The sequence below is a fragment of the Caballeronia arationis genome (genome assembly GCF_001544975.2).
GTDB lineage: Bacteria > Pseudomonadota > Gammaproteobacteria > Burkholderiales > Burkholderiaceae > Caballeronia > Caballeronia arationis.
On sequence record NZ_FCOG02000031.1, the window covers coordinates 23,953 to 45,321 of the forward strand.

General features: G+C 64.4%; 19 protein-coding genes and 1 tRNA gene. 13 read left to right on the top strand and 7 right to left on the bottom strand.

The features are described from left to right. Window positions 1–22 precede the first annotated feature (22 nt). From AWB81_RS19805 to AWB81_RS19840, 8 genes are all read left to right on the top strand, one after another. The gene (locus AWB81_RS19805; protein ID WP_062638251.1) at window positions 23–2,416 is read left to right on the top strand and encodes a sensor histidine kinase; all 2,394 of its coding nucleotides are present in this window, start codon (window positions 23–25) and stop codon (window positions 2,414–2,416) included. After that, window positions 2,417–3,133, top strand: coding sequence for a response regulator transcription factor EsaR (gene esaR / locus AWB81_RS19810; protein ID WP_062638252.1), 717 nt, complete (start codon window positions 2,417–2,419; stop codon window positions 3,131–3,133). A gap of 102 nt (window positions 3,134–3,235) precedes the next feature. Next, a tRNA-Phe gene (locus AWB81_RS19815) sits at window positions 3,236–3,311 on the top strand. 372 nt (window positions 3,312–3,683) lie between these two features. Further along, on the top strand, window positions 3,684–4,418 hold the full coding sequence (gene queC, locus AWB81_RS19820) for a 7-cyano-7-deazaguanine synthase QueC (protein WP_062638253.1): 735 nt from the start codon (window positions 3,684–3,686) through the stop codon (window positions 4,416–4,418). 25 nt (window positions 4,419–4,443) lie between these two features. Next, the gene (gene queE / locus AWB81_RS19825; RefSeq protein WP_062638254.1) at window positions 4,444–5,076 is read left to right on the top strand and encodes a 7-carboxy-7-deazaguanine synthase; all 633 of its coding nucleotides are present in this window, start codon (window positions 4,444–4,446) and stop codon (window positions 5,074–5,076) included. Window positions 5,077–5,096: 20 nt separating this feature from the next. After that, complete coding sequence (gene queD, locus AWB81_RS19830) at window positions 5,097–5,543, top strand: 6-carboxytetrahydropterin synthase QueD (protein WP_062638255.1); 447 nt, start codon at window positions 5,097–5,099, stop codon at window positions 5,541–5,543. 147 nt (window positions 5,544–5,690) lie between these two features. Then, entirely contained in the window at window positions 5,691–6,473 is a 783-nt protein-coding gene (locus tag AWB81_RS19835) for an HpcH/HpaI aldolase family protein (protein ID WP_062638256.1), read from the top strand. An 8-nt stretch (window positions 6,474–6,481) separates the two neighbouring features. Further along, window positions 6,482–7,159, top strand: coding sequence for a tetratricopeptide repeat protein (locus AWB81_RS19840; protein WP_062638257.1), 678 nt, complete (start codon window positions 6,482–6,484; stop codon window positions 7,157–7,159). Between the two features lie 86 nt (window positions 7,160–7,245). Here the strand turns inward: AWB81_RS19840 and rodA are convergent, their stop codons facing one another. The 5 genes from rodA to AWB81_RS19865 all read right to left on the bottom strand — a co-directional run bounded on the left by rodA (window position 7,246) and on the right by AWB81_RS19865 (window position 13,667). Beyond that, entirely contained in the window at window positions 7,246–8,394 is a 1,149-nt protein-coding gene (gene rodA / locus AWB81_RS19845; protein ID WP_062638258.1) for a rod shape-determining protein RodA, read from the bottom strand. A gap of 12 nt (window positions 8,395–8,406) precedes the next feature. Beyond that, window positions 8,407–10,731: a penicillin-binding protein 2 gene (gene mrdA, locus AWB81_RS19850; RefSeq protein WP_062638259.1), complete on the bottom strand. Its 2,325-nt coding sequence runs from the start codon at window positions 10,729–10,731 to the stop codon at window positions 8,407–8,409. A gap of 78 nt (window positions 10,732–10,809) precedes the next feature. Next, window positions 10,810–11,322 carry a rod shape-determining protein MreD gene (mreD, locus tag AWB81_RS19855; protein WP_062638260.1) on the bottom strand — a complete coding sequence of 171 codons (513 nt, stop codon included), beginning with the start codon at window positions 11,320–11,322 and terminating at the stop codon, window positions 10,810–10,812. After that, on the bottom strand, window positions 11,319–12,446 hold the full coding sequence (mreC, locus tag AWB81_RS19860) for a rod shape-determining protein MreC (protein WP_062638261.1): 1,128 nt from the start codon (window positions 12,444–12,446) through the stop codon (window positions 11,319–11,321). The genes mreD and mreC overlap by 4 nt, the downstream gene beginning before the upstream one ends. A gap of 177 nt (window positions 12,447–12,623) precedes the next feature. Then, a complete protein-coding gene (locus AWB81_RS19865) occupies window positions 12,624–13,667 on the bottom strand; it encodes a rod shape-determining protein (RefSeq protein ID WP_004189550.1) in 1,044 nt (347 codons plus the stop codon). A gap of 387 nt (window positions 13,668–14,054) precedes the next feature. On the opposite strand from AWB81_RS19865, the gene gatC reads away from it, so the two are divergent. The 5 genes from gatC (at window position 14,055) to AWB81_RS19890 (ending at window position 19,140) form a co-directional block, all read left to right on the top strand. Beyond that, window positions 14,055–14,354: an Asp-tRNA(Asn)/Glu-tRNA(Gln) amidotransferase subunit GatC gene (gene gatC, locus AWB81_RS19870; protein ID WP_062638262.1), complete on the top strand. Its 300-nt coding sequence runs from the start codon at window positions 14,055–14,057 to the stop codon at window positions 14,352–14,354. Between the two features lie 97 nt (window positions 14,355–14,451). After that, window positions 14,452–15,939, top strand: a complete 1,488-nt coding sequence (gene gatA, locus AWB81_RS19875) for an Asp-tRNA(Asn)/Glu-tRNA(Gln) amidotransferase subunit GatA (RefSeq protein ID WP_062638263.1) — start codon at window positions 14,452–14,454, stop codon at window positions 15,937–15,939. Beyond that, window positions 15,936–17,411 carry an Asp-tRNA(Asn)/Glu-tRNA(Gln) amidotransferase subunit GatB gene (gene gatB / locus AWB81_RS19880; RefSeq protein WP_062638264.1) on the top strand — a complete coding sequence of 492 codons (1,476 nt, stop codon included), beginning with the start codon at window positions 15,936–15,938 and terminating at the stop codon, window positions 17,409–17,411. Before gatA ends, gatB begins: the two co-directional genes overlap by 4 nt. 78 nt (window positions 17,412–17,489) lie before the next feature. Beyond that, window positions 17,490–18,329 (top strand): PPK2 family polyphosphate kinase, encoded by an 840-nt coding sequence (locus AWB81_RS19885; RefSeq protein WP_062638265.1) that lies wholly within the window; start codon window positions 17,490–17,492, stop codon window positions 18,327–18,329. Between the two features lie 31 nt (window positions 18,330–18,360). Next, the gene (locus AWB81_RS19890; protein ID WP_062638266.1) at window positions 18,361–19,140 is read left to right on the top strand and encodes an exodeoxyribonuclease III; all 780 of its coding nucleotides are present in this window, start codon (window positions 18,361–18,363) and stop codon (window positions 19,138–19,140) included. A 1-nt stretch (window position 19,141) separates the two neighbouring features. Here AWB81_RS19890 and AWB81_RS19895 read toward each other — a convergent pair whose 3' ends face one another. Then, a complete protein-coding gene (locus AWB81_RS19895; protein ID WP_062638267.1) occupies window positions 19,142–20,074 on the bottom strand; it encodes a M48 family metallopeptidase in 933 nt (310 codons plus the stop codon). After that, window positions 20,071–21,357, bottom strand: a complete 1,287-nt coding sequence (locus AWB81_RS19900; protein ID WP_062638268.1) for an AmpG family muropeptide MFS transporter — start codon at window positions 21,355–21,357, stop codon at window positions 20,071–20,073. The genes AWB81_RS19895 and AWB81_RS19900 overlap by 4 nt, the downstream gene beginning before the upstream one ends. Between the last annotated feature and the right edge of the window lie 12 nt (window positions 21,358–21,369).

Below are 21,369 nucleotides of genomic sequence, written 5' to 3' on the forward strand. Positions count from 1 at the left end.
ACTGCGCCGGCGTCGCACGAACATGAAGAGTTTTGTCGTTCGCCTGCTGGTCTCGACGGTCGCCATCACGGCAGTGCTGCTGCTCGTGATGCTCGCGCTCGCCAGTGCGAACACCGAGTTCTTCGACCGATACTACTCGTGGCTCTACGCCGCAAACGTGGCCGTCGCGCTGACCTTTCTCGCGATAGTCGCGGGGCTCGTGCTCATCATCGTTTCACGGGTGCGGCAGGGCAAGTTCGGCACGCGGCTCCTCGCGAAGCTCGCGTTCATTTTCGCGCTGGTGGGGGTCGTGCCGGGCGGCATCATCTACGTCGTGTCGTATCAATTCGTGTCGCGCAGCATCGAATCGTGGTTCGACGTCAACGTCGAGACCGCGCTGACCTCGGGGCTCAACCTCGGCCGCGGGATGCTCGACGCGTCGCTTTCCGACCTGCAGAACAAGGGCCGGTTGATGAGCGACCAGCTTTCGAGCGCCGATCCCGCGAGCCTCACACTCGCGCTCCTGCGCCTGCGCGACCAGTTCAACGTGCAGGACGCGACCATCGTCGAACCGATGCGAGGCGGCGGCGGAACCGCGCCCGATGTGCGCGTGGTCGCTCAGGCGTCGAGCAACTTCTCGGCGCTCGTGCCGGACAACCTGCCGACGCCCTTGATGATCACGCAGTCGCGCGATCGTCCGTATGGCGCGATCGAGGGCGAAGTCGACGGCGAACCCGGCGTGACAGGGCCGAAGGGCGCGCTGCGTCTGCGCGTGATCGTGAAAATTCCCGACTCGACCACGACGGAACTGCAGCCCGCCGAACGTTTCCTGCAGATCGAGCAGCCGGTGAGCCAGGCGCTCGCGCACAACGCCGACGCCGTGCAGCGCGCGTATCGCGAATATCAGGAGAAGCGGCTCGGGCGCACCGGCTTGCGCAAGATGTACATCGGCACGCTGACGCTCGCGCTGTTCCTCGCGACCTTCATCGCGATGATGCTCGCGCTCGCGCTCGGCAATCAGCTCGCGCGGCCGCTCTTTTTGCTCGCGCAAGGGACGAAGGAAGTCGCCGAGGGTGACTACACGCCCAAGCGCGAGGTGAAGTCGCGCGACGAACTCGGCTTTCTCACGCAGTCGTTCAACGCGATGACCCGGCAGTTGTCGGAGGCGCGCGCCGCGGTCGAGGCGAATCGCGTCGCGCTCGAACATTCGAAGGCGTATCTCGAAAGCATCCTCGCGAACCTCACTGCGGGCGTGTTCGTGTTCGACCGCCAGTTCCGGCTGACCACCGCCAATCGCGGCGCGGAGCGGATCTTCCGCCAGCCGTTCAGCGCGTCGCTGAACCAGCCGCTCGAGCAGATCGACGTGCTCGCGGAGTTCGGCGCGATGGTGCGCAAGGCGTTCGCCGAACGGGATGCGGCATCGAGCGGCAGCGGCAAGCCGGTCGGCGATCGCGGGCACTGGCAGCAGCAGATCGCGGTGACGGTGCCGGGCGAGAACGATCCGCTCACCTTGCTCGTGCGCGGCACGCAGTTGCTGAGTGCGACCGAAAGCGACACCGAGGACGCCGAGACGGCCGGCTACGTCGTCGTGTTCGATGACATCTCCGACGTGATTTCGGCGCAGCGCTCGGTCGCGTGGGGTGAAGTTGCGCGGCGGCTCGCGCACGAGATCAAGAACCCGCTCACGCCGATCCAGCTTTCCGCCGAGCGCCTGCAGATGAAGCTCGCCGACAAGCTCGGGCCGCACGACGCCGACGTGTTGAAGCGCGGCGCGACGACCATCGTGAACCAGGTGCAGGCGATGAAGCAGATGGTCGACGATTTCCGCGAATACGCGCGCACGCCGCCCGCGGTGCTCGGCAATCTGCAACTGAACGATCTCGTTGCGGAAGTGCTGACGCTCTATGGCATCGAAGAGGGCAAGAGCCCGATCGCGATCGATCTCGCAAAGCTGCCGGTGATCCGCGGGGACGCCACCCAGCTTCGGCAAGTGATCCACAACCTGCTGCAAAATGCGCAGGACGCGGTGGCGGATGTTGCGGAACCGCGCGTGCTGCTCGAAACGAGAACAGTAGAATATGGCGACCCCGATCCGTCGGGCCACGCTCGTGTTGCGGTGCGGCTGACGGTATCGGACAACGGTCCGGGCTTCTCGGCGCGCATTCTTTCGCGCGCGTTCGAACCTTACGTCACGACGAAGGCGAAGGGCACGGGCCTGGGTCTTGCAACGGTGAAGAAGATCGTCGACGAGCACGGCGCGCGCATCGACATTCGCAATCGGCTGAAGGCGGCCGAAGTGATCGAAGGTGCGCAGATATCGATCCTGTTTCTCCAACTCGCGGACGACGCCGCTCAGCCGGGTGCGACGCCGCCGGCAGCGAGCGCGGCGCCAGGCCACGGAACGACAAAAGCAACAGTGCAGACAAGGGCAGCGTAAATGGCAACCATCCTGGTGGTAGACGACGAAATGGGTATCCGGGAATTGCTCTCGGAAATCCTGAGCGACGAGGGGCATGTCGTGGAGACGGCTGAGAACGCGCAGCATGCGCGCGACTACCGTCTCCGGATGGCACCCGATCTCGTCCTGCTCGACATCTGGATGCCCGATACCGACGGCGTGACCTTGCTCAAGGAGTGGGCCGCGCAGGGCAAGCTCACTATGCCGGTCATCATGATGTCCGGCCATGCGACCATCGACACGGCCGTCGAAGCGACGAAGATCGGCGCGCTCAACTTCCTCGAGAAGCCGATCGCGCTGCAAAAGCTGCTGAAGGCGGTGGAGCAGGGGCTCGCGCATGGAACGGCGGCGCCGCCGATCCTGTCCGCGACGGCGAAGCCGCTTGTGCCCGCAGGACTGTCGAGCGTGCCGGCGGCGGCGGCATTGCCGAGCGCTTCCGCTATGGGCGCGACGGGCGATGCGGGCGCGGCGGGCACGCCGCAGGCGCAGACGGGCCAGACGGCATCGATCTCCTTCGACATTCCGCTGCGCGACGCACGCGACGCGTTCGAGCGCGCGTACTTCGAATATCACCTCGCGCGCGAGAATGGCAGCATGACGCGCGTCGCGGAGAAGACCGGGCTCGAACGCACGCACTTGTACCGCAAGCTCAAGCAGCTCGGCGTCGATCTCGGCAAGAACAAGAGCGAGGCGTGAGTGGCGGTCAACGGCCGTCGAGCGACGGGCCGTCGTTTTAAGAAAATTGCTCAAAAGGGCTTGAGGCAGTGAAACCCCTTTGATATACTTTCGTTCTTCGTTGGCCCGGTAGCTCAGTTGGTAGAGCAGCGGATTGAAAATCCGCGTGTCGGTGGTTCGATTCCGCCCCAGGCCACCACAGTTGCAAGAAGGCCCGGAAATCGCAAGATTTCCGGGCCTTTTCTATTACGCTCGGTCGCTGCTGACGCGCTTAGCGCGGCGCCCGGCGAAGCTTCCGTCCCGCGTGCTAAAATTCGTGTCCGCTCAAGGACTTGCAGCATTCGGCCGGCAAGTCCTTTGTCGTTTTCGCGGTAATGCGCGCATCGTGGCCCAGCGTGGCGAGTGAGTGTCGGCGATCGGGACGATGACGAAAGGGCGGTATAAGGCCCACGCGCGCTCCGGCGAATCGAGGGCTTCTATACTGAACTGGCCGGCCCGCGCCGGTCGCGCGAAGGCGGGTTGCACACCGCGGCATCGCGCGCCACATCAGCCACATTCACGGAGTTTCACGGTGACTCGGACAGACGCTAAGGACAGCGCGCTCGTGCTGTTTTCCGGCGGCCAGGACTCGGCCACGTGCCTTGCCTGGGCACTCGAACGCTACAGGACGGTCGAGACGCTCGGCTTCGATTACGGCCAGCGGCATCGCGTAGAACTGGAATGCCGCGACGGTTTTCGCGCGGCCATCGCGCGGGAGTTTCCGCAGTGGGTGGACCGGCTCGGCGACGATCACATGATCGACCTGTCGGTGCTCGGCGCGATCAGCGAGACCGCGATGACCCGCGAAATCGAAATCGAAGCGACGACCAATGGGTTGCCGAACACATTCGTGCCGGGCCGCAACCTGATGTTCATGACGATCGCCGCGGCGATCGCGTATCGGCGGGGATTGAAGGTGCTCGTCGGCGGCATGTGCGAGACGGATTTCTCCGGCTACCCCGACTGCCGCGACGACACGATGAAGGCGCTGCAGGTCGCGCTGAATCTCGGCATGGAAACGCGCTACGCGCTGGAGACGCCGCTGATGTGGCTCGACAAGGCCGATACGTGGCGTCTGGCCGAAACGCTCGGCGGCGAGAAGCTCGTCGAACTGGTTCGCGTCGAAACGCATACGTGCTACGTCGGCGAGCGCGCCGAGTTGCACGAATGGGGCTTCGGCTGCGGCCAGTGCCCGGCGTGCAAGCTGCGCAAGCGGGGCTTCGAGGCGTATCGCGCGGGCGAGCAGGTGACGACCGAACCGGTCTGACATTTTTGGGAACGACAGAGCAGTCATGACGTACGCGGTAAAGGAAATCTTCTATACGTTGCAGGGCGAGGGCGCAAACGCCGGGCGCCCGGCGGTGTTCTGCCGCTTCGCCGGATGCAATCTGTGGTCGGGCCGCGAGGAAGACCGCGCCGACGCCGTCTGCCAGTTTTGCGACACCGACTTCGTCGGCACCGATGGCGAGAACGGCGGCAAGTACCGCACGCCGGCTGATCTCGTCGCGGTGATCGCGTCGCTGTGGCCCGAAGGCGAGGCGCACAGGTTCGTCGTGTGCACGGGCGGCGAGCCGATGCTGCAGATCGACCAGCCAATCGTCGATGCGCTGCACGAAGCCGGCTTCGAAATCGCGATCGAGACGAACGGCTCGCTGCCGGTGCTCGATACGATCGACTGGATTTGCGTGAGCCCGAAGGCCGATGCGCCGCTCGTCGTGACGAAGGGCAACGAATTGAAAGTGGTCGTGCCGCAGGACAACCAGCGTCTCGCCGACTACGCGAAGCTCGACTTCGAGTATTTCCTCGTGCAGCCGATGGACGGTCCGTCGCGCAACATCAATACGAAGCTCGCGATCGACTGGTGCAAGCGTCATCCGAAGTGGCGCCTGTCGATGCAGACCCACAAGTACCTGAACATCCCCTGATTCAAGAAGATTGAGCCGACGTGCAGACGATTACCCGAAAACTCGAATTCGACGCGGGCCACCGCATCCCCGATCACCGCAGTCAGTGCCGTAACCTGCACGGGCATCGCTACGTGCTGGAGATCACGCTGCAGGGCGACCTCGTCGATACGGAAGGCGCGCCGGATCGCGGCATGGTGATGGATTTCGCCGACGTGAAATCGCTCGCGATGGAGCACCTCGTGAACAAGTGGGATCACGCGTTTCTCGTCTACGAGGGCGACGTGAAAGTGCGCGAATTTCTCGATTCGATGGCGGGCCACAAGACCGTCGTGCTCGACCGCATTCCGACCGTCGAGAACATGGCGGCGGTGGCATTCGGCATCCTCGCCGAGGTCTACGATGCGCACTACGGCGTCAATCTCAAGCTCAAGCGCGTGCGTCTCTACGAAACGCCGAACTGCTGGGCCGACGTCGAACGCGCCTGATCCGGCGCGCTCCGGCGCCGCCGTTATTGTCACGGTATGATCGCTCGATAAGCCGCTTCTGACCGGGCGGCGCGAACACGGAGCGAGACCCATGCCGTCATTCTTCGTCCCCTGGCTGATCGCCGCGGCCCGCCACGGAGCCGCGCGATGAGCACCTTCACCAATCCTCTCAAGCAGCGCTTCGCCGAGTCAGGCACCCTGTTCGGCCTGTGGCTGTCGCTCGGCAGCGCCGATGCGGCCGAGGCACTCGCGCATGCCGGCTTCGACTGGCTGTGCATCGACATGGAACATTCGGCGAACGACAGCCGCGATGTCGTCGATCAGTTGCGCGCGATCGCCGCCGCGCATCTGCCGAGCGAGCCGGTGGTGCGCGTCCCCGCCGCGGAAGGCTGGCTCGTCAAGCGCGTGCTTGATGCAGGCGCGCGCACGCTGATGTTTCCGAACGTCGAATCCGCGGACGAGGCGGCGCGCATCGCACGGCTCACCCAATATCCGACGGCCGACGCGCGCGACGGTCTGCGCGGCGCGGCGGGCGCCGTGCGCGCCGCGGCCTACGGCATGCGCCGCGACTACATGACGACCGCCAACGCGCAAATCGCTACGATCGTGCAGATCGAATCGCTGGCGGCGCTCGAAGCCGTCGACGCGATCGCCGCGACGCCCGGCATCGATTGCCTGTTCATCGGGCCGGCTGATCTTGCAGCGAGCCTCGGCCATCTCGGCGACGCGAAGCATCCCGACGTGCAGGCAGCGATCGAACGCGTCGTCGCGGCGACGAGGCGTGCGGGCATCGCGAGCGGCATCTTCGTGCTCGACGTCGCGAGTGCGCGCCAGTACGCGCAGGCGGGCATCAAGGTGATCGCGCTGGCATCGGACGGGATGTGGCTGTTGAAGGCAACGCGTCAGGCGTTGCAGGAGGCTCGGACATGAGGACGGCAATGCGGTGGAAAGCCGCGGTGGCGTCGATGGCGCTCGTCGTAGCGTTCGGCGGACAGGCACATGCGCAGACGCAACTGAAATCGGCCGATGTCGCGACGCAGAATGCCGTCGCCAATTACAACGCCGGCAATCTCGTTGCGGCGCGCTCGGAGTTCCGGCGCGCGGCGCAACAGGGCAGCCGGCTCGCGGAATTCAACTACGCGATGATGCTGCTGAACGGCGAGGGCGGCGCCGCCGACATCGACGAGGGCAAGCTTTGGCTCCGCCGTGCCGCCGACGCCAACATGGCCCATGCGCAATACGTCTACGGCAAGATGTACGACGACGGAGAGTTCGTCGAGAAGGACCCGGCGGAGGCGCATCGCTGGTTCCTGCGCGCCGCGAACCAGGGACATGTGCAGGCGGAACTCGCACTCGCGAACCAGTTCCTCGACGGACGCGGGACCGCGCGCGACAACACGCAGGCGTTCAACTGGTACAAGAAGGCGGCGCAGGGCGGTGACATGACGGCGCAGTACGTGGCCGGATCGTTTTATGAGCGCGGCGGGGATGGCGTCGAGCGCAACCTGAACGTCGCGCGGGCGTATTACGCGGCAGCAGCCGCGCAGGGCGATCCCGCAGCGAAGCTCAAATTCCAGCAACTCAGCGCTGAACTGGAACGCAGCAAGCCGCAGTGAGGCAGAGGCGTTTTGAGTCAATGGAAAAGGCCGTTCCGAAATAAACCGGAACGGCCTTTTGCTTGCTGGTCGAAGGAGTTTAGCTTTTAGCTCTGCATCAATCGCTTCTGCCGCGCGACGCTCATGATCAGCCCGACCGCGACGCCAAGCGTCGTCAATGCCGTACCGCCATAGCTCATGAACGGCAGCGGAACGCCGACCACAGGCAGAATGCCGCTCACCATCCCGATATTGACGAAAGCGTAGGTAAAGAACGCGAGCGTCAGCGATCCTGCGAGGAGCCGTCCAAACATGGTCGAGCCGTTCGCCGCGATATACAGTCCGCGCGCGATCAGCGCCATATAGAGGAAGAGCAGGACGAGGCCGCCGGCAAGACCAAATTCCTCCGAGAAGACCGCGAAGATGAAGTCGGTATGTTTCTCGGGGATGAACTCCAGGTGAGCCTGCGTGCCCTTCAGCCAGCCTTTGCCGAGCGTGCCGCCGGAGCCGATCGCGATGACTGCCTGGATCGTGTGGAAGCCCTTGCCGAGCGGATCGGAAGTCGGATCGAGCAGCGTGCAGATGCGGTGCTTCTGATAATCATGCATCAGCGGCCAGTTCACTTCGGGCTGGCAGATGCGATCCTGGAATACGGCGACGCACGCCACCACGACGACACCCGCCGCCAGCACAGGCACGAGCAGCTTGAAACTCAATCCCGCGAAGTAGATGACGAAGAAGCCGGCCGCGAACACGAGCACCGCCGTGCCGAGATCGGGCTGCTTTGCGATCAGGCCGACCGGCACCATCAGAATGAGAAACCCGACGATGTAATCCCACCAGCGGATCTGGCCTTCGCGCCGCTGGTAGTACCACGCGAGCATCAGCGGCATTGCGATCTTCATGATCTCCGACGGCTGGATCACTACGCCGACGTTCAGCCAGCGCTTGGCGCCCTTGCGCGTGAGTCCGAAGCTCGCGACCGCGATCAGCAGCGCGACGCCGAACGTATAGAGCGGCACGGCGAAGCGCATGAGCGTTGGCGGCGGAATGTTCGCGAGGATCCACATGAGGCCGAAGGTCAGCATGATGTTGCGCAGCTGGTCCTCGACGCGGCCGGGCATGTCGAGACTCGCGCTGTAGAGCGTGACGATGCCGACGCACAGCAGCAGAAATACGATCAGCGCGAGCGGGCGGTCGAAGCCCGCGAACATGCGCTTTGCCCGGTCGATCCAGGCGCGCTTGTCAAATTGCATCCTGTTCTCCCCTTATTCGTCGATGCCGCCCGTAGGCGCCAGGGTTTGGACCGTGTCGTTGCGCGGAATGGCCGGCTGCGAAGCGCCGCCCGGGCCCTTCGGCGCGCGTTTGCGATTCGGCGCGGTCGCGGTTGATGCGGCGGCCGGCGCGGAGGCGGCGCGGGCAGCGGGTGCCGAAGCCGGGCGAGCAGCGGGAGTTGCGGGCGCGACAGCAGCAGAGGCGGCGCGCGGGGCGCTCGCCGCCTTGCCGCCCGCCACGACGCGCGATGCCGCCTGCGCGACCGCCACGACGCGCGATGCCGCCGCCGGTGAAAACGCCGGCGAAGCGTTCGCCACAGACGCGGGCAACGCCGCCTCGGCCGGCGATTGCCCGCCACCGATGACAGGCGTGCCGGCATCCACCGTCGCCGATGCCGCCGCCGCGACGGCCGCGGCCTCCGCGCCCGGTTTCAGCTTGTCGACGAGGTAATAGTCGAGCACCTTGCGCGCGATCGGGCCCGCCGATTCCGCACCCCAGCCGCCGTTCTCCACGATGAGCGCGAGTGCGATCTTCGGCTGCTCCGCCGGCGCGAACGCGATAAAGAGCGCGTGGTCGCGCAGATGTTCCGCGAGCGCGTGACCCTTGTAGTTCGCGCCCTGCAGCGAGTAGACCTGCGCGGTGCCCGTCTTGCCGGCCGCGAGATACGGAGCGCCGATGAACACCTTCGACGCCGTCCCGTTCGTCACGACGCCTTCCATCGCGCGCTTGATGACGTCGATGTCCTGCTGGCGCACGGCGATCTTGTCGCTCGGATCGCGCACGGTGGCCCGCATGTCCTTGGTGATCGGATTCTCGATGTCACGCACGAGATGCGGCTTCATCACGACGCCGTCGTTCGCGAGGGTCGCGGTCGCGTGCGCGAGCTGGAGAATCGTGAAGGAGTTGTAGCCCTGTCCGATGCCGAGGCTGATCGTCTCGCCTTCGTACCAGCGTTGCTGCTCGGGCTTGCGATACGCCTTCTTCTTCCATTCCGTCGACGGAAGAATGCCGCGTGCCTCGCCGGAAATGTCGATGCCGGTGATCTGGCCGAATCCCCACGGCTTCATGAAGGTGGCCATCGCGTTCACGCCGAGATCGCGCGCGAGCATGTAGAAATACGTGTCGTTCGACACGACGATCGCACGGTTCATGTCGACCCAGCCCTGGCCCGAGCGCACGTCGTTGCGGAAGGTGTGGCCGCCGAACGTGAAGTAGCCCGGGTCCTGGAAGCCCCAGCCGGGCGTGCGCTTCTTGAGCGTGAGCGCCGCGAGCGCCATGAACGGCTTGTAGGTGGAACCCGGCGGATACGTGCCGTGCAGCGGACGGTTCAGGAGCGGATGCTCGGGCGAATTGTTGAGCGAGTCCCAGGTCTGCTGGTCGATGCCGTCGACGAAGGAATTCGGATCGAAGCTTGGCGCCGAGACGAACGCGAGGACGTCGCCGGTCGAAGGTTCGATGGCGACGAGCGCACCCTTCTTGCCCGCGAACGCCTGCTCGGCGACCTGCTGCAAACCGATATCCAGCGACAACACGAGATTGTTGCCCGGCGTCGCCTGCGTGCGCGACATCGTGCGCACGGGGCGCCCGCCCGCGGTCACTTCGACTTCCTCGAAGCCCGTCAGGCCGTGCAGCTCGGTCTCGTAGCTCTGCTCGACGCCGATCTTGCCGACATAGTCAGTACCCTTGTAGTTGTTCGCGTCGAGCCGTGGATCGTAGTGTTCCGGATCGGCGTCGTTCTGGTCGCTGGCGTTATCGATGCGTTCCTGGTCGCGCTGCGAAATCCGCCCGATATAGCCGATTACGTGCGCCGCCGTCGGACCGAGCGGATATTGGCGGAAGAGCCGCGCACGCACCTCGACGCCCGGAAAGCGAAAACGCTGCGCGGTGAAGCGCGCGACTTCCTCGTCGGTCAGGCGTGTGCGGATCGGCAGGCTTTCGAAGTTCTTCGAGTCTTCGAGAAGCTTCTTGAAACGCCGGCGGTCGCGGGCGTCGACGGGAATGACTTGCGCGAGGTTGTCGATTTCCTCGTCGAGCGTGCCGCTGATCTTCGACGGCGTGATTTCGAGCGTGTAAGCCGAGTAGTTTTTCGCGAGGATGATGCCGTTGCGGTCGGTGATGATGCCGCGGTTCGGCACGATAGGCGCGACTGAGATGCGGTTTTCGTTCGCTTGCAACGAATACTTGCTGAAATGCCAGACCTGCAGATACAGAAAGCGCAGGCCGATCAGCCCGAAGCAGACGAACACGAACAGACCCGCCGCCGCGACGCGCAGGCGGAATCTCGACAACAGTTGTTCGGCGTTCTTGATCTCGGTCATGCAAATGTCGCGTCAGTACGCGATTTCAGTGTAGCTCCCGCGCCGCGCGCCATCGAAAGGAATGGCGCAGGGCGGGGTTCAGATGGGGCGGGTATCGTCGGGGTCGGCGGCGCGGCGTTGCGGAATCAGCAGCAGGAAGCTCGCCACCGGCCACAGGAGCGCTTCGACGAAGCCATCGATCAGATAGCCCCAGCCGGGGAAGGCGGCGCCCGTCAGAAGGCGGATCACGAACGGCACGAGGTGCGCCCCGACCAGCAGCGGCGCCACGACGAACGCCTGCACCGGCATCGACATCCACAGGACGCGGCGGTGAATCGTAATCGCGCCGTAGGACAGGAGCGTGTAGGCGAGCGCATGTTCGCCGAGCAGGCTGGCGTTGTGCACGTCCATCAGAAGGCCGAGCATGAACGCGATACCCATGCCGACCTTGCGCGGCTGGTGGACGTTCCAGAACAGCAGCACGAGCGCGACGACGTCCGGCACCGCGATCATGCGGCCCCACGGCATCAGGTTCAGCAGGAAGGCGGCGGCCAGGCTGAACGTGATGAAATACGGATTGACCGGCTGCAGGATGTATTGCGGCCGGTTCATTGCGCGACTCCCGATGCGGCGCGGGGCAAGTGCGCTTTTCTGCTCTTGTGCGGCGTCGCCGCGGACGCGGGCTTGGCGGGCGCGGCGGGTGTCGCGGACGCAGGCGTGGCGGGCTTTGCCACAGCCGCGGGCGCCGCGGAAGCGGAAGCCGGGCCGGCGGGGACGGCCGCGGAAGCCGCGCTTCCCGCTGCCGGAGCCGCGGCCTTCGACGCCTTGCCCTTCTTGCCCTTGGATTCCTTCGCTTCCTTTGCGGCCGCGGCGGCTTCGATTTCGACCGGATTCGGTGGCACGTTCACGTTGTAGTGCAGCACGAGCAACTGACGCGCACCGCGCACGGGCGCGACCGGCAGGCACACGACGCGCGCGAACGCCGTATCGGCCTGCTTGTCGACGCGCACGACCTTCGCCACGGCCAGCCCCGGCGGATAGATGCCATCGAGTCCGCTCGTCACGAGCTGGTCGCCCGCCTGTACGTCGGCGCTGATCGGCACGAAGCGCAGGTCGAGCGTATCGCCCTTGGGCGTGCCGTAGATCACGCTGCGCAGGCCGGTGCGCACGATCTGAACCGGCACCGCCTGGTCCTTGTCGGACAGCAGCGTGACTTCCGACTGGAGCGGGAACACGCGCGTGACCTGGCCGATCACGCCGTCTTCGTTCACGACCGGCGCGCCGTCCTGGATGCCCTGTTGCGCGCCCTTGCCGATCACGACCTTCTGCGTGAACGGATCGCGCGTGTCGTACTGGACTTCGGCCGGCGTGGTCTGCGTCGTGGCGCGCGACTGCAGTTGCAGCAGCGCCCGCAGGTGCGTGTTCTCGATGCTCAGCTGCTCGGCGTCGCCGGCCTTGATGGAAAGCTGGAGGTTCTTGTCGGCGAGCTTCTGGTTCTCGCTGCGCAAGGTCGCGCTGGTGATCGCGAGATCGGTCGCGCCCATGAAGATGTCGCGCGGCACGAGTGCGGCGCGCTGCAAAGGATAAAGGCCCGCGCCAAGCACGCCCCGGACGATTTCGAGCGTGTTGAAGCGGGCATCGGAGATGAGCAGCGCGAGTGCGAGCACCACGAAGAAGATCAGCCGCGCGAGCGCAGACGGGCCTTGCTTGAAAAGTGGCGGCGGACTGTATTCCATGGTCGGCGCCGAGGGCGTGAGCGGTTGGATCGATGCTGCAGGTTACGGACTTGTGGCCCGGCCTGCCCTACGCTGTTTCGACAACGGCCCGAACGAGTGCCGGGCCGTGCGAGCGTCGCGTGACGCGGATGCTGCGTCAGTGCGTCGGGGCGAGCGGAAAAAAGCGCCCCGGCGACCTTACTCGTAGGAGAAGATGCTGCCGAGCTTGTCCATGCGCTCGAGCGCCATGCCCGAACCGCGCACGACGCACGTCAGCGGATCTTCTGCGACGAGGACCGGCAGGCCGGTTTCTTCCGCGAGCAGGCGGTCGAGGTCGCGCAGGAGCGCGCCGCCGCCCGTCAGCATCATGCCGCGTTCGGCGATGTCGGCGCCGAGTTCCGGCGGCGTCTGTTCGAGCGCGATTTTCACCGACGACACGATCTGGTTCAGCGGATCGGTCAGCGCTTCGAGGATTTCATTGCTCGAAATGGTGAAGCTGCGCGGAATGCCTTCGGAGAGATTACGGCCCTTGACTTCCATCTCCTTGACCTCGGAGCCGGGGAAAGCCGAACCGATTTCCTTCTTGATGGCTTCAGCCGTCTGTTCGCCGATCAGCATGCCGTAGTTGCGGCGGATGTAGTTGACGATGGCTTCGTCGAACTTGTCGCCGCCAACGCGCACCGAGCCCTTGTACACGATGCCACCGAGCGAGATCACGCCGACTTCCGTCGTGCCGCCGCCGATGTCGACGACCATCGAGCCGGTTGCTTCCGACACGGGCAGGCCCGCGCCGATCGCAGCAGCCATCGGCTCTTCGATCAGGTACACCTGCGAGGCGCCGGCGCCGTGCGCCGCTTCCTTGATCGCGCGGCGCTCGACTTGCGTCGAACCGCACGGCACGCAGATGATGATGCGCGGCGAAGGCGAGAACATCCGCGATTCGTGCGCAGTCTTGATGAACTGCTTGATCATCTGCTCGGTGACGGTGAAGTCGGCGATCACGCCGTCCTTCATCGGGCGGATCGCCTCGATGTTGCCCGGCACCTTGCCGAGCATCTGTTTTGCTTCCTTGCCGACGGCCTGAATTGTCTTCTTGCCGTTCGGGCCGCCTTCCTGGCGAATGGATACCACTGAAGGCTCGTCAAGGACAATGCCCTTGCCGCGCATGTAGATCAGCGTGTTGGCGGTACCGAGATCAATCGCCAGGTCGTTGGAAAAGTAGCTGCGCAAAAAACCGAACATTCAAAAATCCTGTCTCGCTGGGAGCCGTGCCTCGCTTCGAGCGCCTGGGACGGCAGCGGAAAAATAACAGTTTGCAGGCAGCGAAGGATGTGTCACCGCGAAGTGCAATACTGCGAAGAAATCTACCGGGGGAAAGGGACAAACCTCGCAAACGTTTCTCGCGAAAGCTGATTTCGGGAGAAGCTTGCCGGCCGCTCGATCCGGAGTTGGTTGGAACGCGTAATGATACCTTATAATTTTGGAGTATCTATAGGATTTGGACGGTACTTTTTGCCGTCATCAGACCCGTTTTCATGGTCTCCTTGGTGGCTCCTTTCCGTGACGTAACTCCCTGTCCCGTCGAATGTTTTCGCTTTCGTGACAGTTCAAGCTTTCTCCGGTGATCGAATGTCTTTGACCCTGACCGATGTAAAACGCATTGCGCACCTCGCGCGCCTCGAATTGCCCGAGCAGGAGGCCGAGCCGACGCTCGCGCGTCTGAACGATTTCTTCGGGCTCGTCGAGCAGATGCAGGCCGTCGATACCGCCGGCATCGAGCCGCTCGCGCATCCGATCGAGCAGATCGAAGAGGTGGCGCTGCGTCTGCGAAACGACGCAGTTACAGAGCAGGTAAACCGCGAAGAGTTCCAGCGTTCTGCGCCCGCCGTGCAGGAGGGGCTCTATCTCGTGCCGAAGGTGATCGAATAGGCGCTGTCGTCGCGACCGCTGCTCAGGTTGCAACACCGATCACGAGACAAGTCACGGTGCGCGTCGAAAACGACGCTGCGCCCATCAGGAAATTGCAATGCATCAGAAAAGTTTGACCGAACTGCGCGCTGCGCTCGACGCGAAGGAAATCTCCGCCGTCGAACTCGCGCAGGTGTACCTGCAGCGCATCGAAGCCGCTAAGGAGCTGAACGCCTTCATCAGCGTCGACCGCGATCTCACGCTCCTCCAGGCGAAGGCCGCCGACGAGCGCCTCGCGAAGGGCGATGCCGGCCCGCTCACCGGCCTGCCGATCGCGCACAAGGACGTGTTTGTCACTCGCGGCTGGCCGTCGACGGCGGGATCGAAGATGCTCGAAAACTACGCGAGCCCGTTCGATGCGACCGTCGTCGACCGCTTGAGCCGGGCGGGCATGGTCTGCCTCGGCAAGACCAACATGGACGAATTCGCGATGGGTTCGTCGAACGAGAATTCGCACTTCGGCGCGGTGAAGAATCCGTGGGACCTGAAGGCCGTTCCGGGCGGCTCGTCGGGCGGATCGGCCGCGGCCGTCGCCGCGCGCCTCGCGCCCGTCGCGACCGGCACCGACACCGGCGGCTCGATTCGCCAGCCCGCGTCGTTCACCGGCATCACCGGCATCAAGCCGACTTACGGCCGCGTGTCGCGCTACGGGATGATCGCGTTCGCGTCGTCACTCGATCAGGGCGGCCCGATGGCGCAGACCGCCGCCGATTGCGCGACGCTGCTCAACGCGATCGCCTCGTTCGACGAGCGCGATTCCACCAGCCTGCAACGCGACGACGAAGACTACACGCGCTATCTCGGCCAGCACTGGTCGGGCGACGATGCGGCCAGGCCGCTCGCCGGGCTGCGCATCGGCATGCCGAAGGAATACTTTGGCGCGGGCCTCGCCGGCGACGTGCGCGCTGCCATCGACGCCGCGCTCAAGCAATACGAAGCGCTCGGCGCGACGCTCGTCGAGGTGTCGCTGCCGAAGACCGAACTGTCGATTCCTGTGTACTACGTGATCGCGCCGGCGGAAGCTTCGTCGAACCTGTCGCGTTTCGATGGCGTGCGCTACGGCCACCGGGCGGCGCAGTACGGCGACCTGCTCGACATGTACAAGAAGTCGCGCGCGGAAGGCTTCGGCCCGGAAGTGAAGCGCCGGATTCTGGTCGGAACGTACGTGCTGTCGCACGGCTACTACGACGCGTACTACCTGCAGGCGCAGAAGATCCGTCGCATCATCGCGCGCGACTTCCAGGAAGCCTTCAGCCATTGCGACGTCATCATGGGACCGGTCGCGCCGACGGTCGCGTGGAATCTCGGCGAGAAGGCCGACGATCCGGTCCAGATGTATCTCGCCGATATCTACACGCTCTCCACGAGCCTCGCGGGGCTGCCCGGCATGAGCATTCCGTGCGGCTTCGGCGCCGGCGCGAACGCGCAGCGGCCGGTCGGCTTGCAGATTGTCGGCAACTATTTCAACGAAGCCCGGATGCTCCAGGTCGCCGACGCGTTCCAGCGCGCGACCGACTGGCATCGCAAAGCACCGGCGGGGGTATGAGCATGCAGTGGGAAGTCGTAATCGGTCTCGAGACGCACGCGCAGTTGTCGACCGTCTCCAAGATTTTCTCGGGCGCGGCCACGCAATTCGGCGCTGCGCCGAACACGCAGGCGTGCCCCGTCGATCTCGCGCTGCCGGGCGTGCTGCCGGTGGCGAACCGCGGCGCCGTCGAGCGCGCGATCCGCTTCGGCCTCGCGATCGGCGCACATATCGCGCCGCGCAGCGTCTTCGCGCGCAAGAACTACTTCTATCCGGATCTGCCGAAGGGCTATCAGATCAGCCAGTACGAGATTCCGGTCGTGCAGGGCGGCACGCTGACGATTCAGGTTCCGGCCAACGAGAAGGCAGGCAAGGAAGCGTACGAGAAAACCGTCAACCTGACGCGCGCGCATCTCGAGGAAGACGCCGGCAAGTCGCTGCATGAAGACTTCGCGAACATGACCGGCATCGACCTGAACCGCGCCGGCACGCCGCTGCTCGAAATCGTCACCGAACCGGAGATGCGTTCTGCCGCCGAAGCGGTCGCGTATGCGAAGGCGCTGCACGGGCTCGTCGTGTGGCTCGGCATCTGCGACGGCAACATGCAGGAAGGCTCGTTCCGTTGTGACGCGAACGTCTCCGTGCGGCCGGTCGGGCAGGCGGAATTCGGCACCCGCGCCGAGATCAAGAACCTGAACTCGTTTCGCTTTCTCGAGGAGGCGATCCAGTACGAAGTGCGCCGCCAGATCGAGCTGATCGAGGACGGCGGAACCGTCGTGCAGGAAACGCGTCTCTACGACCCGAACAAGCGCGAAACACGTTCGATGCGCAGCAAGGAAGATGCGCACGACTACCGGTATTTTCCCGACCCCGACCTGATGCCGCTCGTCATCGATCACGACTGGGTGAACCGCGTGAAGAGCGGGATGCCCGAACTGCCGGAAGCAATGCAGTCGCGCTTCGTCGAGCAATACGGTCTCACGCGCTACGACGCGGCGGGGCTCACGTCGTCGAAGGCGATGGCGGCTTACTATGAAGCGCTGGTCCAGAAGGCCGGCGCGGCGCAGGCGAAGGTCGCGGCGAACTGGCTGATGGGCGACGTCTCCGCGCAACTGAATCGCGAATCGCTCGACATCGCGGAGTCGCCGGTTTCGGCGGCGCAACTCGCCCTGATCGTGCAGCGCATCGCGGACGGCACCATCTCCAACAAGATCGCGAAGGACATTTTCCAGGCGATCTGGGAAGAGAAGGCCACGGACGAAGGCGCCGCCGATCGCATCATCGAGGCGAAAGGGCTGAAGCAGATTTCGGACACCGGCGCGCTCGAAGCGATCATCGACGAAGTGCTCGCGGCGAACCAGAAGTCGGTCGAGGAATTCCGCGCGGGCAAGGAAAAGGCGTTCAACGCGCTGATCGGCCAGGCCATGAAGGCGACCAAGGGCAAGGCGAATCCGCAGCAGGTCAACGAGCTTTTGAAGAAGAAACTATCCTGATAGCCTTCTGAGCGTGTGTGACGAACGGGCTGTTGCCGGTCTAGCCTGGCAGCAGCCCGTTTCCTTTTGGAGCGCGATGTGGCAAAAAAACCCGATCTCGACGATTTCCGCGTGCCGTTCTTCGACGGCGACAAGAAGCTCAAGCCATTCGACCTGAATTCGGTCGATCCCGGCGCCAAGATGTTCTCGGCTGGATCGAAGGAACTGGATCGCGTGCGGCTGTCGGAGATCAGCGCCGCGCTCGACGAACTGCAGGAGAAACTGCATGCGCAGCGGCGCCAGCGCGTGCTGCTCGTGCTGCAGGGCATGGATACGAGCGGCAAGGACGGTACGATCCGCGCCGTCTTCCACGAAGTCGATCCGCTCGGCCTGCGGATCGTGCCGTTCAGGGCGCCGAGCGAGCGCGAAGCCGCGCACGATTTCCTCTGGCGCATCCACGCGCAGGCGCCGATGGCGGGCGAGCTCTGCGTATTCAACCGCAGCCATTACGAAGACGTGCTCGTGCCGCGCGTGCTGAAGCTGATCGACGGCGACGAATGTGAGCGCCGTTACCGGCACATTCGCGAGTTCGAAGCGCTGCTCGCGGACACCGGCACGACGATTGTCAAATGCTTCCTGCACATCTCGAAGGACGAGCAGCGCGCGCGCCTGCAGGCGCGAATCGACGATCCGACCAAGCACTGGAAGTTCGACGCCTCCGACCTCGAAGCCCGCAAGCAATGGGACGACTATCAGCAGGCGTATTCGGTGGCGCTCGGCGCGACATCGACCGAATACGCGTCGTGGTACATCATCCCGGGCGATTCGAAGACACATCGCAACGTGATGGTCGCCGAACTGCTGCTGCGCACGCTGCACGGGCTGGAGCTCGAATTTCCGCCGGCGAAGGAGTCGCTCAAGGGCGTCGAGGTCGAATGAACCGCAATCCATCAAAACAAAAGGAAGGACTATGTTTCGCGTGATTACCGCCAATCTGAACGGCATCCGCTCGGCCGCCCGGAAAGGCTTCTTCGACTGGTTCGGCGAACAGAGCGCGGACGTCGTCTGCGTGCAGGAAATCAAGTGCTCGCAGGACGATCTCACGCCCGAGTTCCTCGCGCCGCACGGCTTTCAGGGCTATTTCCAGCACGCGGTGAAGAAGGGCTACAGCGGCGCCGGACTCTACACGCGGCACGAACCGGACGACGTGGTCATCGGCTTCGGCAGCAACGAGTTCGACCCGGAAGGGCGCTATGTCGAAGCGCGTTTCGGCAAGCTCTCGGTGGTGTCGGTTTATGTGCCGTCGGGTTCGAGCGGCGACGAGCGCCAGCAGGCCAAGTACCGCTTCATGGACGAGTTCATGCCGCATCTGGCGGAACTATCGAAGGAGCGTGAAGTGATCCTGTGCGGCGACGTCAACATCGTCCACAAGGAAATCGATATCAAGAACTGGAAGAGCAACCAGAAGAACTCGGGTTGCCTGCCGGAGGAACGCGAGTGGCTGACGAAGCTATTCGACGACGTCGGCTACGTCGACGTGTTTCGCACACTCGACTCGCGTCCCGAGCAGTACACGTGGTGGAGCAATCGCGGACAAGCCTACGCGAAGAACGTCGGGTGGCGTATCGACTATCAGATCGCGACGGCCGAAGTCGCCGCGACGGCGAAGTCGACGTCGGTGTATCGCGAAGTCAAGTTCAGCGACCACGCGCCGCTGACGGTCGACTACGACTGGACAGTGAAGAAGTGAATCAGCGGCCGGTCTTTTTGAACCGGCCGAGTCCGGCGTAGTTCGGCAACTGGTCGATCGTCTTGCCGACGGCCTTGGCATACAGCGGCATCATGTCCGGCATGCGCTTCAACAAGTCCTGCCGGCGGTCCGACCCGTAGGGATGCATCCAGATGAAGCCGTTGTCAGAGCGGCGCGTCGCCGAGTCGATCTTGTTCCACAGCGTGATGGCGGCGCGCGGATCGTAGCCCGCGCGCGACGCGATCTCGCTGCCGATCACGTCGGCTTCGGTTTCGTCGGCGGGTGAATAGCGCATCGCCAGCAACTGTTCGCCGATACCCAGTTGCGTCGAACCCAGATCGACGAAACCAAAGAGCTGCGGCACCGTGCCCGAGCCCAACTGCGCGGCCTGCTGGCGGCCTAGCCGCTCGCGCGAATGCTCGCGCAGCGCGTGCGCGATCTCGTGGCCGGCCATCATGCCGATTTCATTGTCGTTCAGGCGCAGCTTGTCGATCAGCCCGCTGTAGATCACGATCTTGCCGCCCGGCAGGCAATACATGCGGATCTCGTTCGACTTGACGACGTTGATCTCCCACTTCCAGTGCTTCGAGCGGTCGTTCCATTTCAGCGCGAACGGAATCTCGTGATTCACGATGTCGCGCGTGCGCTTGACGAGCGCATTGTCGTCGCCGAGCAGGGTCTTGTTGTGCTCTGCCTCGCGCACGATCTGCGCGTATTCCTGCGCGGCCTGCTGCTCGAGCGTCGCCGAGGGAATCAGGTTGCGAAAGAGCGCGGCATTGCCGAAGCGGATCTGGTTGTCCGGCGCCGTATAAGGCGGCGGGACGCGCTGGGCGTCCTGCGCTTCGGGCGCATCGGCGGCGAAAGAGGACGCTGACGCGAGCGTCAGCGAGGAAAAGACGAGCAGGGCGGCGCGGATCGGAACGTGCACCGTCATCGTTGGGCTCTCCAGGGCGCGATCTTCGGCAACAGTAACATGCCCGGAATCGAGAGCGCGGTGCAGATCATGAAGTACTCGAACCAGCCCGTCTGCGCGACGATGAAGCCGCTCGACGCCGACGCCAGCGTGCGCGGCACCGAAGCGAGGCTCGTGAAGAGCGCGAACTGCGTGGCGGTATAACGCGGGTCGGTCGTGCTAGCGATATAGGCGGTGAACGCGGCCATCGTCAGGCCCGTCGCGAAGGTTTCGAAGCCGTAGAGACCGCCGAGCGCGAGCGGCGACGGCCCGAGTTTCGCGAGCCACGCGAAGCCGAGCGTCGAGACGATCTGGAGCACGCCGAAAATCCACAGCCCGCGCGCGATGCCGATCTTCACGAGCCAGATTCCGCCGATGATTCCGCCTGCGAGGCTCGCCCAGAACGCGACCGTCTTCGCGATCACGCCGATCTGCGTCATGTTGAAGCCGATGTCGAGGAAGAACGACGTCGAGAGCGTCGTCGCCATCGTGTCGCCGAGCTTGTAGAGGAAGATGAAGCCGAGCACGAGCATCGCCGTGCGCCAGCCGTCACGCGAGATGAACTCGTGGAACGGCTCGACGATCGCCTCGCGCAGGTTCTTCGGCGGTGCGCCGTGCACTTCTGGTTCCTTCACGACGAGCGTCATCACAATGCCCGGCAGCATGAACGCGGCGGTGATGATGAAGACGGTGGTCCACGGCAGGTGATCGGCGAGGATCAGCGCGAGCGAGCCGGGAATCAGCGCTGCGATCTTGTACGCGTTCACGTGAACGGCGTTGCCGAGGCCCTGCTCAGTATCGGCGAGCAGTTCGCGGCGATAGGCGTCGATCGAGATGTCCTGGCTCGCGCCGAAGAACGCGACGAGCGCCGTGAGCGTGGCCACGCTCCAGATGTCCTTCGACGGCGATATGAAGCCGAGCGCGCCGATCGCCGCCGCGACCAGTAGCTGCGTGACGAGCATCCAGCCGCGCCGCCTGCCGGGCCGCCAGCCGGGCAGGCGCGGCACGTAGCGGTCCATCAGCGGTGCCCAGACGAACTTCCACGTATAGGGAAACTGGATCAGCGCGAAGAGACCGATTTCCTTCAGGTCGACGCCTTCCTTGCGCAGCCACGCCTGCACCAGATAGACGAGCGTGAAGAGCGGCAATCCCGACGTGAAGCCGAGAAAGACGCAAGTCAGGATGCGCGCGTTCAGGAAAGCGCGCCAGCCGGGATGATCTTCGTGAGCAGTAAGAGCGGGCGCCTCGTGTGGCGAGTTGGACATGTCGATGGAGGC